The sequence below is a fragment of the Niallia sp. genome (assembly GCF_031978665.1).
In the GTDB taxonomy this organism is placed as follows: domain Bacteria; phylum Bacillota; class Bacilli; order Bacillales; family Cytobacillaceae; genus Niallia.
This window is the reverse complement of record NZ_DALZDK010000005.1, coordinates 32,244-46,714: the sequence shown is the minus strand read 5'-3', so window position 1 is coordinate 46,714 and position 14,471 is coordinate 32,244. Positions and strand designations below refer to the sequence as shown.

General features: G+C 36.8%; 14 protein-coding genes. 10 read left to right on the top strand and 4 right to left on the bottom strand.

All coding sequences use genetic code 11. The annotated features are described in order from the left end of the window. Nucleotides 1-35 precede the first annotated feature (35 nt). Nucleotides 36-233 (bottom strand): YwbE family protein, encoded by a 198-nt coding sequence (locus RTL21_RS03905; RefSeq protein ID WP_312093509.1) that lies wholly within the window; start codon nucleotides 231-233, stop codon nucleotides 36-38. Then, nucleotides 233-442, bottom strand: a complete 210-nt coding sequence (locus RTL21_RS03900; RefSeq protein ID WP_312093507.1) for a hypothetical protein — start codon at nucleotides 440-442, stop codon at nucleotides 233-235. Before RTL21_RS03900 ends, RTL21_RS03905 begins: the two co-directional genes overlap by 1 nt. Before the next feature lie 162 nt (nucleotides 443-604). On the opposite strand from RTL21_RS03900, the gene RTL21_RS03895 reads away from it, so the two are divergent. Continuing rightward, entirely contained in the window at nucleotides 605-2,659 is a 2,055-nt protein-coding gene (locus tag RTL21_RS03895; RefSeq protein ID WP_312093505.1) for a metallophosphoesterase family protein, read from the top strand. A gap of 31 nt (nucleotides 2,660-2,690) precedes the next feature. Here the strand turns inward: RTL21_RS03895 and RTL21_RS03890 are convergent, their stop codons facing one another. Further along, complete coding sequence (locus tag RTL21_RS03890; protein ID WP_235251960.1) at nucleotides 2,691-3,581, bottom strand: EamA family transporter; 891 nt, start codon at nucleotides 3,579-3,581, stop codon at nucleotides 2,691-2,693. Nucleotides 3,582-3,890: 309 nt separating this feature from the next. Between RTL21_RS03890 and RTL21_RS03885 the strand changes: the two genes are divergently transcribed. The 8 genes from RTL21_RS03885 (at nucleotide 3,891) to RTL21_RS03850 (ending at nucleotide 11,537) form a co-directional block, all read left to right on the top strand. Then, nucleotides 3,891-4,172, top strand: coding sequence for a hypothetical protein (locus RTL21_RS03885; RefSeq protein WP_235251959.1), 282 nt, complete (start codon nucleotides 3,891-3,893; stop codon nucleotides 4,170-4,172). 266 nt (nucleotides 4,173-4,438) lie between these two features. After that, complete coding sequence (locus RTL21_RS03880; RefSeq protein ID WP_235251958.1) at nucleotides 4,439-4,747, top strand: PTS sugar transporter subunit IIB; 309 nt, start codon at nucleotides 4,439-4,441, stop codon at nucleotides 4,745-4,747. 42 nt (nucleotides 4,748-4,789) lie between these two features. After that, nucleotides 4,790-6,118, top strand: coding sequence for a PTS cellobiose transporter subunit IIC (gene celB, locus RTL21_RS03875; RefSeq protein WP_235251957.1), 1,329 nt, complete (start codon nucleotides 4,790-4,792; stop codon nucleotides 6,116-6,118). 110 nt (nucleotides 6,119-6,228) lie between these two features. After that, complete coding sequence (locus tag RTL21_RS03870; RefSeq protein WP_235251956.1) at nucleotides 6,229-6,558, top strand: PTS lactose/cellobiose transporter subunit IIA; 330 nt, start codon at nucleotides 6,229-6,231, stop codon at nucleotides 6,556-6,558. Between the two features lie 22 nt (nucleotides 6,559-6,580). Beyond that, nucleotides 6,581-7,972, top strand: coding sequence for a glycoside hydrolase family 1 protein (locus RTL21_RS03865; protein WP_235251955.1), 1,392 nt, complete (start codon nucleotides 6,581-6,583; stop codon nucleotides 7,970-7,972). A gap of 168 nt (nucleotides 7,973-8,140) precedes the next feature. Next, the gene (locus RTL21_RS03860; RefSeq protein ID WP_312093692.1) at nucleotides 8,141-10,063 is read left to right on the top strand and encodes a BglG family transcription antiterminator; all 1,923 of its coding nucleotides are present in this window, start codon (nucleotides 8,141-8,143) and stop codon (nucleotides 10,061-10,063) included. A 142-nt stretch (nucleotides 10,064-10,205) separates the two neighbouring features. After that, a complete protein-coding gene (locus tag RTL21_RS03855; protein WP_268817889.1) occupies nucleotides 10,206-10,529 on the top strand; it encodes a PTS sugar transporter subunit IIB in 324 nt (107 codons plus the stop codon). A 15-nt stretch (nucleotides 10,530-10,544) separates the two neighbouring features. Further along, on the top strand, nucleotides 10,545-11,537 hold the full coding sequence (locus RTL21_RS03850; protein WP_235251954.1) for a zinc-dependent alcohol dehydrogenase family protein: 993 nt from the start codon (nucleotides 10,545-10,547) through the stop codon (nucleotides 11,535-11,537). A 57-nt stretch (nucleotides 11,538-11,594) separates the two neighbouring features. On the opposite strand, the gene RTL21_RS03845 is transcribed toward RTL21_RS03850, so the two are convergent. Then, entirely contained in the window at nucleotides 11,595-12,890 is a 1,296-nt protein-coding gene (locus RTL21_RS03845; protein WP_235251953.1) for a helix-turn-helix domain-containing protein, read from the bottom strand. Nucleotides 12,891-13,125: 235 nt separating this feature from the next. Here RTL21_RS03845 and RTL21_RS03840 point away from each other — a divergent pair, with 235 nt between their 5' ends. After that, nucleotides 13,126-14,463, top strand: a complete 1,338-nt coding sequence (locus RTL21_RS03840) for a CapA family protein (RefSeq protein WP_235251952.1) — start codon at nucleotides 13,126-13,128, stop codon at nucleotides 14,461-14,463. Nucleotides 14,464-14,471 lie beyond the last annotated feature (8 nt).

The window sequence follows — 14,471 nt, the reverse complement described above, 5'->3', positions numbered from 1 at the left end:
ATAAGTTTTATACTGAGATCGTCCTTTTTTGATTATCATTCTTTAATCAACTGCACCCGTCCTACCTGTCCATCTTCTAGGCGAACCTTAATTCCATGAGGATGAAATGGAGACTTTGTTAAAATATCTTTTACAATGCCTTCTGTTCGCTTCCCTGTTCTTTGGTCTTGCTTTAGGACAATTTCAACAGGAACGCCTGGAGAGATGTCTTTCCTATTTTGACCGTTCTTCATTATACACCCATGCGTTTTCTTTGATTATTTGGCTTTTTCGTCAGCTGGCTTTTCATTTTCTTCGTTTTTTGATTGCCGCTCAAACTTGCTTTTCCGCCTTGTGCTTGTGCTTTATTTGCTAACTGTTGCTTCATTGCTTCTTGTAGGCTAATTTTCTTTTTGCCTTCTTGCTCATTTGTCTGATTATCGTTCACGGAATTTTCCTCCATTATTATTAAAATAAGGTTACTATCCCCATCATAACAAAGGACGGTAGATACTTCAATCAAGGGCCGGTACCAAAGTGGGACAAGGAACCTGACCCCATGTCCCACACATATCCTCTCCTTTTTCCGAATAAGCTGGAAGAGAACAGGAAATGGATGGTGGTAATGATGAATCTGCCGGTCATTTTATCTGGACCAATAGTGCGCAGGGTGGAAAATGATTCAGCTTATCTTTGGATAGCATTAAGCCAAAAATATCAATTAAGCGTCAAGCTTTATACGATTCAAGGAAATCAAGAAACACCAGAGGAATATAATTATCAACCACTTGTAATCCAATCTGATACACAAATAGTTCAATTAGGAAAAAATTTATATATCTATTTAATCAAAATCCAGCCACAATCAGAAAGCTTTCCCGCTCAAACTTTATTAGGATATAATATTGAATTTAAAAAAGGTAATAAAATCTATGATTTAAGCGATTTTGAATTATTGTCCCCAAATAGTCCAGCCTCTATCTGCTATGGAAACCTACACTATCCCACCTTTTTTATTCCAGCGACTGATGAAAAAAATATCTTATATGGCTCCTGCCGCAAGCTGCATGGAATAGGAGCGGATGCATTATGTTTAGGGGATGAAAAACTGCAGGAGTATTATTTTCATTTGGAGAAAAGACCAAGTGCACTTTTTCTAACCGGTGATCAGATTTATGCAGATGATGTCCCTGCACCAATCGCTCCCTTTTTGTCCCTATTGGGTAATCACTTGATGGGGAAGGAAGAACCATTAAAAGAATTATGTAAAGACCTTAAAAATAAAGCCCTTCCAGCAGCTATCAACCAAATAAATGGGAGACAAGAAATCATCAAAAAATACTGTCAGTTTACTTCGAGAAAAGGCGACAATCACCTTTTGACACTTGGGGAGTATGCAGCCATGTATAGCTTGAGCTGGAATCCGGAAATTTGGGAAATGGCAAGGAAAGAGGGATATTTAAAAGATTTTGATGATTATTTAGTAGATAATCAAATTTATATGGATATAGAGGAAGAGGAGTATGAAAGAAAAATAACCACGTTAAAAAAAGAATACACGGAGCAACAAAAAGAAACAGAAACATTCCAGCAAAGTCTTCCAAAGGTACGCCGTTTATTAGCCAATATTCCAACCTATATGATATTTGATGACCATGATGTAACAGATGATTGGAATATTACAAAAGAATGGCGGGAAAAAGTGGCCGTTTCGCCGCTCGGAAATCATGTCATCGCCAATGCTTTAACCGCCTATTGGGCTTTTCAAGGATGGGGCAATGATCCTGCTGCTTTTCCTCTAACTTTCTTCACCAAAATAGGCAATTATTCAAAAAGATTAAAGGCAAACACAACAGCATATGAAGAGTGGCTCCACACACTATTATCCTTTCATTCTTGGAGCTATGTTGCACCAACCAATCCCCGAATCCTCGTATTAGATACAAGAACCCAACGTGCCTATCCAGCAGAACGAACTTATATTGTTGGAAATATGCTTAAGCAACGGACGAATGGTCCTAATTTAATACGGAAGAAAGAATGGAAGCATTTATCGGATTTATTATTTGCAAATGGCTGGCAAACGCAAACTCCATTAGTAATAATCTCTGCTACTCCATTATACGGCGTTCATTTAATTGAATCTTTTTTGAAAAATTATGTAATGCCACTTACTAATATTCTACCATCACTGCAAAGGAGTTTAGATTTGGAATGGTGGAAATTCAACGGAAGAGGATTTTCCTTTTTCCATCAACAAATAGCAGAATGGAATCCAAGTCACTGTATTATCTTATCCGGAGATGCTCATATGGCCTCTTCCATTCAAGCGGAGGTGTATTTTCAACATGAAGAAACGCGTACTATTTATCAATTTACAAGTAGCCCAATAAAAAATCAGTCTTTTGATGGGGTATCAGGAATTGCTTTAAAAAGTCTGCTCCTGCTTAGACATAGTCGAGCAAAGGAGGAGAAGAAGCTGTCGCGCTATTGCGGACATGATTATGTCATTCATGAAAAGGAAGCAACTTCTGCATATCTATGGAAAGAAATAATCTCCCATCATGTTTTGCCGAATGGTTCGATGATTGATACGAAAAATAATTTAGGGTGGTTGGCTTTTCATAAAGAAGGCTTTACCCATCGTTTTTTACAGAAAACAAAGGGACGGTTCTTGTAATCTCACAAGAACCGTCTCTCCATATAGTATGTTAATATTCTACCAACATTTTAGCCTTTGAAAGCTGAACATTACTAAATGCAATTCCCCCTAATATTAGTGCCACACCAATCCATTGTGATATGTTGACAGGTTCTCCCAAAACTAGCGCAGACATGGAGACAGCTACTGGAAGCTCTGATGCTGTTAAGATGGTGCCAAGTCCTGGTCCGATTTTTGGCATTCCAATGGAATAAAGAAGAGGCGGGAGAACTGCTCCAAAAAGTCCGAGCAGTAATCCATATGGTGCTACCCCTATTAAAGTAGGCAGATCAACTAAGTAAACAGGTGGAAACACTAGAAAAACAACGATTACACCACCAGCGGAAAGAAGACCACTCTTTAGTAAGGGAGAGGTGTTTTTCCCGACTGATCCACTAAGAAAAATGAATGTAGCAAATGTGAATGCAGAGAGTAATCCCCATCCAGCACCTTGCCAGGAAATATTCCTTCCTCCTTCTAAAGAAATACCTCCTGCAAGGACAGAGCCAAACAGGAGAATGATTATTGCTATTACCTTCTCTTTTGTAGGCTTTTTCTTATAAATAATTTGTTCAAAAAGCGTGCCAACCCATACAAACTGAAACAGGAGAATAATTGCAAATGATGCATTTATTGTTTGCAATGCTTGATAATAAAAGATTCCCGTCAAACCAAACGGAATGCCGGATAATAGTAGTTTGATAGCTTGAATACGGGTGATTTTATCCTTTTTTGTAAACAAAACAAGTATCCAAGTAATGAAGGTTCCAAATAAATATTGTGCTCCTGTGACTTCAGCCACTGTAAATCCAGCTGCGTATGCGAATTTAACAAATGTCGATAATATTCCATAACAGCAGCCACCTAAAAAAACGATTAAAGCATATTGCCATTTTTTCAAAATTGTTTTCTCCTCCCTTTGAACACATAAAAAAGCCACACAAATGTCTTCTGACAATTGTGTGGCGAAAATAGAGTTCCCTCTAGAAAAATCCACGTCCTAAAAATAAGGTTTTATTATTCCATTCTTCTCTATTATAAAAACAACCATATTAGTTGTCAAAGGGGTTAAGAAATCCCTAAAATGTTGATTTTATTATCTCTTTTTGGTGTGATTATGAAAAATATGTGAAATAGTTAGCAATGTTAAGCGTTTTACAAACAACTAGAGTAAGATAAAGCTATAAAAGAAAGAAGGAGAGAAAAGAAAATGGATCCCCATAATCAAACGATTTCAGATATTGATGGTTTTGTGAAGAACGTTCAAGTAAATCCAATTCAGGAGGCATATTTTGGTCAAACAAGATTCTATCAACCAAATACCATTACTATTCAAGTACAGCTAAGTCCAAAACAACACACAAATTTACTGAAGTATGGCTACTCTGGTAAAATGTACAATGTTTATTTCACGGTAAGATCCAACAACCATGTCCATCTTTATGCTGATTCAACAGAAGACATTAACCATCTTCTAGAAGTAATTAGTTAATAAAGTAGACACTAAACGTTTAGAGCTTTTCTTGAAAAAGGGGGACGGTTCTCTTGCATTCCTTTGGTGAATGAACATCATTCAAGGGAACTAGGAGAACCGTCCCTCTGTTTCCCTCTAACGATTTCCGTTGGGCAACGGAAATAGAATACCTACAAATGAAAACGCTTTTACAATAGAATAAAAGCATCAAGAGAAATTGCTAATAATATTCTTTACGAATCTTGATAAGAAAATATTTAGAAAATCTTAAGGAGGAATTTTTTATGAATATATTATTATGCTGTGCTGCTGGGATGTCTACAAGTTTATTGGTAACAAAAATGGAGCAAGCTGCAAAGGAGCAGGGCTTAAATTATAGAATTTGGGCAGAAGGCGCAGATGCTGTCAAACAACATATTGATGATGCAGATGTCTTGTTGCTTGGACCACAAGTTCGTTATATGCTGCCACAAATGAAAAAGCTTGCTGCTGAAAAGAATATTCCGGTGGATTCTATTAATCCGATGCATTATGGAATGTGTAACGGGGCAGAAGTTTTAAAGACTGCCATTGCACTTGTAGAGGGAAAATAAAACATATCATTGATTTCCCATAATAGTATAGGAGGAACCAATATGAACGGAATAACAAAATTCCTAGATGAGAAATTTATGCCAACGATGGCTAAAATTGGAGAGCAAAGACATCTTCAATCTGTCCGAGATGGAATTGTATTGACAACGCCACTTGTAATCATTGGATCGCTATTTTTAATTCTTGCCTTCTTGCCAATACCTGGATATGAGACATTGATGAGTAATATCTTTGGGGGAAACTGGCAAAATAATCTGCTTTATCCTGTTGGTGTTACCTTTGATCTTCTTGCTATTTTTGTAGCAATCGGTGTTTCTTATAGACTTGCTGAGCGATATAAGATGGATCCACTGTCTGTTGCTGCAGTTGCCTTTGCGAGTTTTATGCTAGTAACACCATATAATATCGTATTTACGCCTGAAGGCATGGATAAATCCTATGATGTAGCAGGGATACCTTTAGCTCTTACAGGCAGTAAAGGAATGTTCGTTGCCATTATTGTCGCATTATTAACGACTGAAATTTATCGTTTTGTAGTGAAGAAAAACTTTGTTATTAAAATGCCAGATGGTGTTCCGCCAGCTGTTGCAAAATCATTTGCATCCTTAGCGCCAGGATTTATTTCTATCTTAGTTATGTGGGTAATTCGCTTAATTCTTCAAGTAACACCATTTGAGAATATGCATAACATTATTGGTGAATTGCTAGGAAAACCATTATCCCTTTTAGGTGGATCTTTAGCTGGGGCAATCTGTGCTGTGCTAATCGCTCAATTATTATGGGTAACAGGTATTCATGGACAAGGTCTTGTATGGGGAATTATGTCTCCAGTATGGCTGGCTCTTGTGGATCAAAACAGAGTAGCATATACAGCAGGTCAAGAGATTCCTAATATCGTAAACATTCAATTTATGGATATTTTTTACTCTATCGGTGGCTCTGGAACTACATTAGGTTTAGCGCTATTACTATTCTTTGCTTCAAAAAGTAAACAAAACAAACAGCTAGGAAAACTAACCCTTGCACCTGGAATCTTTAATATTAATGAGCCGATTATTTTTGGATTGCCGATGATCATGAACCCGATTATGATGCTGCCATTTATCTTTATTCCGGTCATTATCGTAACTGTTTCCTACTTAGCGATGGATTTTGGCTTAGTAGCAAAAACAGCAGGAATCATGGTTCCATGGACAACGCCGGCTCCGATTGGCGGATTTCTAGCAACTGGTGGAAAAATCTCTGGAGCAGCTCTCCAACTATTCAATGTTCTGTTAGCTTCAGCTCTTTACTATCCATTCTTTAGAATATGGGATAAGCAGAAACTGAAGGAAGAAGCTGAATTCTCAGAGGAAAAAATCGCGAAGTAAGTTTCATAGAATGGGCTGTAGCTAAATGATCAGCCCTTCTTTTATCAGATGACGAAATGTTCATAAGTAAGCTATGTATAAAATATGGATAAAGATGACGGGGGATAAAAATGAATTCTGAACAACAGATTTTTACGTTGATTCTCCATAGTGGGAATGGAAGAAGCTATGCAATGGAAGCTCTTGCGTATGCCAAACAAAATAACTTTGAAAAAGCCAAGGATAGTGTACAAAAGGCGAAGGATGAATTAGTCCAAGCCCACCATATTCAAACCGAGTTAATTCAGGGGGAAGTAAGGGGAGAAAAAACGGAAATATCCCTTTTGATGGTTCATGCACAGGATCATTTAATGAATGCTATCACAGTAAAGGAACTAGCAGAAGAGTTTATCAGCCTTTATCAAAGAGTGGAATTATTGGAGCAGGTAAATAGTAAGTAACCAATCATAAGGAGGAAATACGATGACGAAAAAAGTAGATAATATCATTCCTGATGGATTTTTATGGGGAGGAGCCGTTACTTCCTTTCAAACAGAAGGAGCTTGGGATCAAGGCGGAAAAGGCCCTTCTATCGTGGATGCAAGGCCAATTCCAGAAGGTTTTTCGGATTGGAAAGTAGCAGTCGATTTTTATCATCGTTATAAAGAAGATATTGCCTTATTTAAGGAATTGGGCTTTAATGCATATCGTACAAGTATCTCTTGGGCAAGAATCTTTCCAGATGGAGAAGGGGAGCCGAATGAAGAAGGATTACAATTTTACGACGACTTATTTGATGAGTTTTTAGCAAACGGAATACAGCCTGTTATTACGTTATACCATTTTGATATTCCACTGGCATTAGCGGAAAAATATAACGGTTTTGCTTCTCGAAAAGTGGTTGATCTTTTTGAAAAGTATGTGAGAACTGTCTTTGAAAGATACCGTAATAAAGTAAAGTATTGGTTAACATTCAATGAGCAAAATCTATTTTTGACGCAGCCTCAGCTCTTAGGGGTAAAGGTAACCGATGAAAATAGAGAGGCTTTAAGCTATCAAGCTGTCCATCATTCATTCATTGCGCATGCGAAAGCAGTAAAGGCTCTTCATGAAATCATTCCAGATGGGAAAATGGCAGGCATGATTACGTATATGACGACCTATCCGATTTCCTGCAAGCCTGCTGATGTACTAGCAAACGTAAAGGCGAAAGAACTTTTAATCGATTTCTATTGTGATGTGTTCGCAAATGGAGAATATCCGACATATGTGACGAGTGACCTTCAAAGGAAAGGGATTATGCCTGTTTTTGAAGAGGGAGATGCTGAATTATTAAAAGAAAATACAGTGGATTATTTGAGCATCAGCTATTATCAAAGCCAGACGGTCAAACACGTAGAAGAATCAGACCAATTAATTTCTGGCATCACGCCTAATCCACACTTAGAAGCAAATGAGTGGGGATGGTCCATTGATCCAATTGGACTTCGAGTTGCTTTAAAGGATATGTATGCACGCTATCGTTTACCTATCTTTATCACTGAAAATGGCATTGGTGTCCAAGAAGAACTGGATGTGAATAAGACGGTAGAAGACGATTATCGAATTGCCTATTTAAAAGAACATATTGAACAAATGAAGCTCGCAATGGAAGAAGGCGTAGAGGTTTTTGGCTACTTAACATGGGGAGCTACCGATCTTCTAAGTTCTCAGGGCGAGATGAAGAAACGATATGGCTTTATTTTTGTAAATCGAGAAGAACAAGATTTACGAGATCTAAAAAGATATAAAAAGAAAAGCTTTAATTGGTTTAAAAACGTCATTGCTTCTAATGGAAAACAATTAGACGAAGTGACTGAATCAGTTAGTCGATAGCCTAAAAAAGCAATGCGAGTTAGAACTCCATTGCTTTTTTTAGGTATAGGTAGATTTCCGTTAAATTCCAGGGAGACTATCATATGGAAAGATAGAAATGGACAGAATAAATAGGTATTATGAAGGTATAAACCAAAAAGATGAGGGAGTAGGAAATGAGAAGTGTCTATGTTATCAAATCGTCAAATCGAAATACTTTCATTATTAAAAGAAACGGATGTACCGATAACAGCAGAATGGATTGCCAAAGAGCTAAATGTAAGTGATCGTACCGTTCGAAGTGATATAAAGTTCATTCAGCCAGAGTGCCATAGGCTAGGGATTTCCATTGAGTCTTTTCGTGGAAAAGGATATCAAATTCACATTTTCGATCAAGAACTCTTTTCAAAGGAGTTTAGCCAATTGATAAGGGTAATGAACAAAGAAGCAGGACAGAATTTTTCCGAACAAAAGGATCGAGTAGTCTTTATATTAAAGAGACTATTATTGGAAAAGGAATCGATTAAATTAGAAGGTTTTGAAGAAGAGCTGTATGTATCAAAATCAACGATGCAAAATGATTTGAAAGTGGTAAAGGGAATTTTGCAGAAATATAATTTAAAGCTAGTGAATCGTCCCCATTACGGTACACAGGTGGAAGGCGATGAATATATGAAAAGACGGTGCTTATCCAATTATATCTTTAATCGCAAGGAAGTCCTTGTCGATTTTGAACGCTTGCCGCTAATCGATCATGTACTCTATAAAAAAATTAAAGAAACGATCATCCAAAAAGTGAATGAATATAAAATAGAGATTTCCGATATAGCCCTTGAAAATTTAGCCATTCATATTGTTATTGCATGCAAACGAATTGAAGAAGGCTTCATTATTGAGCATGTAAGCGAAGATTTACTTGATGATCATCCATTTGAAAAAATTGTAGCAATAGAGATTATTAAAGAGATAGAAAAGTATACAGCGCTTCATTTTGAACGGTCCGAGATTGATTATATCATTGTTCATCTATTAGGAACAAAGCTGCTCCATAAAGAAAGTTTAACAGAGTTCAGTGAGTTTGATGAAGTGGGGCATATTGTCCAATGTATGCTACAAAGGCTAAAGAATGAATGGAATTGGGATTTTGAGAAGGATAATGAATTTATTCAGGCATTAACCTTACATATACGCCCTGCGATGAATCGCCTAAGATATAAAATGAACATTCGAAATCCCCTATTAAATGAAATAAAGGTGAGATATCCTAGTGCTTTTGAAGGGGCTGTCGTTGCTTGTAAGTGTATGGAAGAATATTTATCGATTGAACCTGGAGAAGATGAAATAGCGTATATTGCTTTACATATTGGTGTGGCACTAGAAAGACTGAAGAGCAATTCTAAACAAATAAAAAGAGTAATCGTTGTATGTGCTTCTGGCGTAGGTAGTGCGAAATTACTTTACTATCGTTTAAAGCATTTGTTTCCCAACGAATTAGAGATTGTTGCTTCAATCAACTATTATAAGCTTGCTGAGTACAATTTATCATCCATTGATCTCATAATTAGCACCATTCCTATTAAAGAAGAATTAGGAGTCCCTGTACAAGTTGTTAATACTTTTTTAGAAGAGGCAGATATTCAGCATATCAAAGGTTATTTATCTCCCGCTCATAAAAAAGGATGCTCGATTTACTTAGATTCAAAAAGAATATTCCTTCAACAGGATATGAAGGACAAGGAAAGTGTGATTAGCTTCTTATGTGACGAGCTAACGAAACAGGGATACGTAACAGAGGGGTACGAACAGCTTGTTTTGGAAAGAGAAGAAATGGCACCGACTAGTTTTGGAAACTTAGTTGCTATTCCTCATCCGGTGACGCCAGTAACGGAAAAAACCTTTTGGACTATTTGTACGTTAAAGCAGCCTATTCCATGGAATGAAAATCAAATGGTTCAATTTATCTGTCTCTTAAATATCGAATCCGCTCCAAAAGGAGATCTTGATAGCATGTATGAAAAACTGATTGAAGTAGTCGAAAATAAGTCAATCGTTCAAAAAATAGTTAAAAGTCAATCAGTTGACGAAGTAATTAAGTTATTCCAAGAAAGTTAATGGAAATTGCCTTGATTTTCGTTTTATATTGTAAACGTTTCCGCTTCCTAACGGAAAAGCATTGGATTAAAAAGCAGGAATGGACATTTTATAATGTATTTAAGTGGTTTCTTTAAAAGAAATCAGCCAGGAGGAAATAGAGATGAAAACGATTATGCTAGTGTGTGCTGCAGGCATGAGTACCAGTTTATTAATGACAAAAATGAAAAGAGCAGCACAATCCAAGGGAATAGAAGCGGATATATTTGCCGTATCTGCTCCTGAAGTGGACTTAACATTAAAAAATAAAAAGGTCGATGTCATACTATTAGCTCCACAAGTCAAATATCGAAAACAGCTATTTAAGGAACTAATCGAAGGTAAAAACATTCCAATGGAAGATATTAATGTCCAATACTATGGAAAGATGGATGGGGAACAAGTTTTGGAGCAAGCATTAACGCTTGTAGAAAAAAATGAGAACTAGGGAGGAGCATGCAAAATGAAGGCAGCCGTTTTAAAGGGGACAAAACAGATAGAACTAGAAGAGTGGAAGGTAGAGTCTTTATCTTCCAAGGAAGTACTAGTTAAGGTAAAAAGCTGTGGGATTTGTGGAACGGATCAGCATATTTATCATGGGAATCCAGGTTCAGCAGCAGTCCATCCTCCCATTATCCTTGGTCATGAATTAGCAGGGGAAATAGAAGAAGTAGGTTCACAGGTTTCGACTTTAAAAAAAGGAGACCGTGTTTCGATTGATCCCAATATTTATTGTGGGATTTGTCCGTATTGCCGAAGAAATCAGGCTCATTTATGCGAAAATTTGCAAGCGGTCGGTGTGACTAGAAATGGAGGAATGGGCGAATATTGCGTGGTTCCAGAAGCAAATTGCTACAAGATTCCAAAGGAAATGACGTATGAAGAAGCAGCACTGGTCGAGCCTTTAGGCTGTGTGTTACATGGATTTAAGAAAATCGATTTTTCTCCTTTGAGTACTGTTTTCATTATCGGGGGAGGCTTTATCGGCCAGCTGTTTTTGCAATTAGTGGAAAATCAGCGTGTGAATAGCATTATTGTTAGTGAACCAGCTGAAAGCAAATGGGAAAATTTATATCGACTTGGTGCTGATAGAGTTGTTCATCCAGATAATGTGGATGAAATAGTTGCGGATATTGTCATTGAATGTGTAGGTAGACAGGACACGATGGAAATAGCTTTCAACACGGTAAATAAAGGCGGACAAGTACTATTATTTGGTGTATCTTCTCCAAGTACAAAAATATCGATTTCTCCTTTTGATATATTTGCGAAGGAACTTATTATCAAAGGCTCATTCATCAATCCATATACCCATGAAGAAGCGATTAATCTAATCGAGAAAAAAGTGGTCGATGTACAATCCCTTATTTCTCATCGTTTTACAATAGAAGAAATGCCCTTTATTATGGAAAACTATCCAATGTTTAATGTAGTTAAAGGGGTTGTTAAGTATTAAGGACAAAGGGACGGTTCTTGTGTGGTCATTCGACTCCAAAAGAACCGTCCCTTTAATTTATGTTCCTATCCGATAAATTTTCCTTGGTCTTCCTCTCGTCAAAGGAACTTCTTCACCGATTATTTTAGCCAGTCCCTGTTCTTCTAAGTTGGTCAGGATTCTTCTTGCATTTCTTGGAGTCATTTTAAGCCATTCAGATATATCCGTAGCGGTTAATGCGTGCTTCCCTAAGTTTTTTTGGATAGAGGCCATCTTATTGTAGGTGCTGATGGTTACTCCTGCTTTTTTGAGTTTATTGCTTAGTTCTTCATCTGTCACTCTGTAATTAAATCCAATCGTCTTATTTTGATGAAGGGGACCAGTTATATTTCCTTTATCATCTACAAGGAATCCTGTATATGTACCATATGCTTCTGCATGTTCTAGTGCTAGGATTGCATTTTTTTCTGCGATCATAGCAGTATCCCCGTAGCCAATTCCAACATTTGCTTTAGAATCTGTAAGAAGCTCTATCTGGAAAAGAAGAGAATTTCCCTCTTGGCTATTATTTTCGATAGAGCCTCTTGTAGAGAAAATAATAAAGCTTCCGATACCGGTCGTGATAAAAGAGCCTGAAACAGATTCGGCAAAATCTAATACCGAGTTTTGAATCTTTAAATTTAAGCGATGTAAATCATAGGATATTGAATCCTTTGCTGCTGTGTCCATCATTTCTCCGATTTTTATCATCATGACCGCAATTTGGGAATTACGGAAATGGAACTTTTCCCATTTCTCATATCCATCACTAATAGATTGTTGAATATTCTCCTTTGTGGCGGTAACACGGTAGACAGGAATATTCATGGATTCAAGTTTTTCATATACGGATCGCAGGGAAGTGATGCAAATATCTACTTTGCCAGTACGAAAGAGATTAGCATGATATTCCACAATTTCATTGGATGGAAGTCCAACATTATGTAGGAAATGTAATTTGTCTAAAGAAATATGATTTTCTTGGTAAAGCTCGATAAATTGCTGTTTAAAAAAACTATCAATACTAATTCTCTCAATATTTTTCTTATCTTTATAAAGAATATTTAACAGTATGATTGCGATTGATCCTTGATTAAATCGTGGGTAATAGAATAATTGCTGATTATGAAATTTCTTCGTTAGATAGTAAGGGGTATATCCTGTACATATCCAAAAATCAACAAAATGATGATTTTGTTCTACGATTGCTTCTGATTCAATTGGTTCGCTGTAAATATATGGAATGACTTCCAGTTTAGAATGGAAGTCTGAGGCGATTTCCATTATTTTTTGCACCGAGTCTTTTGGCCCTAGTAGACCAGCTTTTGCCTTCATAAGTGCCTCCAACTGTATTTTTTCTAGAGTATACTATAAAAAATAAAAGATTAGCAAACTAATTTCCGTAATAATTCTGTAATAGTGAATGGATAGAAATTTATATGTCAGATAATCTAACAGTGTTTTTTATATGGATTATTGACTTTAATAATTTGTCTATCTATACTTTAATTTAAGGAACAATTAAGGAAATATTCCGAATATAAGAAGAGGAGACAAAGGGGGAGAAAAAATGCAAGATACGATTACATTTGCTGCAACTGGTGATTCCTTTATCACTCGCAAACTTCCAGCAAAAAATGAATCTTATAAGGAAATTGCTGACATTATTAATCAAGCTGATTTTCGGTTTACGAATTTAGAAGTAACGCTACATCATAATGAAGGTATCCCCGGAGCGGTAAGTGGCGGGACTTGGGCCATGGGCTCTCCAGAATTGCTGCTAGATTTAAAGAATTATGGATTTAATACGCTAGCTTGGGCGAACAATCATACATTGGATTATTCTATTGATGGCCTAAAAGCAACAGAAAAATATTTAAATCAGTCTGGATTTGTCCATGCAGGTGCAGGACAGAATATGGCTTACGCTAGTGAACCGAGATATTTGGAGACAGAGATGGGCAGAGTTGCCTTGATATCGGCCACATCAACCTTTCATGAGTCTTGGTTGGCAGGTGAACAGCGCCCTGATATGATAGGAAGACCTGGCATAAATCCACTACGTTATAAAACCATCCACCAGATAACACCTGAGAATATGGACACTTTAAAGCAAATTGCCTCAACTACGTATATTAATGCAACCCAAGAATTATCAATCAAAGAAGGTTTTCTTGTAAGAAGAAATGATGGAATCTATTCATTTGGGGAATATTTATTCCAAGAAAATAATGAAGAAGGTCAATCGACTGCTCCAGATGAACGAGATATGAGCCGAATGATACAAAGTATTAAGCAAGCAAAAAGGCAAGCTAGCCATGTTATTGTTAGTATTCATGCACATGAAATGAGAAACGGGGAGAAGGAACTACCTGCAGAGTTTTTGGAAGAATTTGCCCGAAAGTGCATTGATGAAGGAGCACATGCTATCATTGGTCATGGACCTCATGTATTAAGAGGAATAGAAATTTATAAAAATCGACCAATCTTTTATAGCTTGGGTAACTTTATTTTCCAAAATGATACGGTTCCTTATTTACCAACAGACTTTTATGAAAAGTATCAATTAAGCCATTCTGATAATGTCGCAGATGCCTTAGATAAAAGAAGCAAAAATAACACAATAGGATTCGGGACTAATCATAAAATTTGGGAATCAGTCATCCCAGTTTGGACAATGGAAAAAGGCGAATTAGCTGAACTAAAGCTTTATCCAGTAGAATTAGGCTATGGTAAAGAGAGGTATGAAAGAGGCTGGCCGGTTCTATCCGGCAATCAGGATATATTAAAAAGACTTGCTAAGCTTTCTGAGCCATACGGCACAAACATCGATATCGAAGGAAATGTTGGAGTAATTCGTTTAAAAGAACAGACAACTGCAGTTAAAAAAGACAGAATCTTTTTATAATTCTAAAT

Bases quoted from the DNA above. Each gene is read 5' to 3' on its own strand.
- RTL21_RS03905 (WP_312093509.1), bottom strand. From the start codon at position 233: ATGAAGAACGGTCAAAATAGGAAAGACATCTCTCCAGGCGTTCCTGTT.
- RTL21_RS03900 (WP_312093507.1), bottom strand. From the start codon at position 442: ATGGAGGAAAATTCCGTGAACGATAATCAGACAAATGAGCAAGAAGGC.
- RTL21_RS03895 (WP_312093505.1), top strand. From the start codon at position 605: ATGATGAATCTGCCGGTCATTTTATCTGGACCAATAGTGCGCAGGGTG.
- RTL21_RS03885 (WP_235251959.1), top strand. From the start codon at position 3,891: ATGGATCCCCATAATCAAACGATTTCAGATATTGATGGTTTTGTGAAG.
- RTL21_RS03880 (WP_235251958.1), top strand. From the start codon at position 4,439: ATGAATATATTATTATGCTGTGCTGCTGGGATGTCTACAAGTTTATTG.
- celB (WP_235251957.1), top strand. From the start codon at position 4,790: ATGAACGGAATAACAAAATTCCTAGATGAGAAATTTATGCCAACGATG.
- RTL21_RS03870 (WP_235251956.1), top strand. From the start codon at position 6,229: ATGAATTCTGAACAACAGATTTTTACGTTGATTCTCCATAGTGGGAAT.
- RTL21_RS03865 (WP_235251955.1), top strand. From the start codon at position 6,581: ATGACGAAAAAAGTAGATAATATCATTCCTGATGGATTTTTATGGGGA.
- RTL21_RS03860 (WP_312093692.1), top strand. From the start codon at position 8,141: ATGTTATCAAATCGTCAAATCGAAATACTTTCATTATTAAAAGAAACG.
- RTL21_RS03855 (WP_268817889.1), top strand. From the start codon at position 10,206: ATGAAAACGATTATGCTAGTGTGTGCTGCAGGCATGAGTACCAGTTTA.
- RTL21_RS03850 (WP_235251954.1), top strand. From the start codon at position 10,545: ATGAAGGCAGCCGTTTTAAAGGGGACAAAACAGATAGAACTAGAAGAG.
- RTL21_RS03845 (WP_235251953.1), bottom strand. From the start codon at position 12,890: ATGAAGGCAAAAGCTGGTCTACTAGGGCCAAAAGACTCGGTGCAAAAA.
- RTL21_RS03840 (WP_235251952.1), top strand. From the start codon at position 13,126: ATGCAAGATACGATTACATTTGCTGCAACTGGTGATTCCTTTATCACT.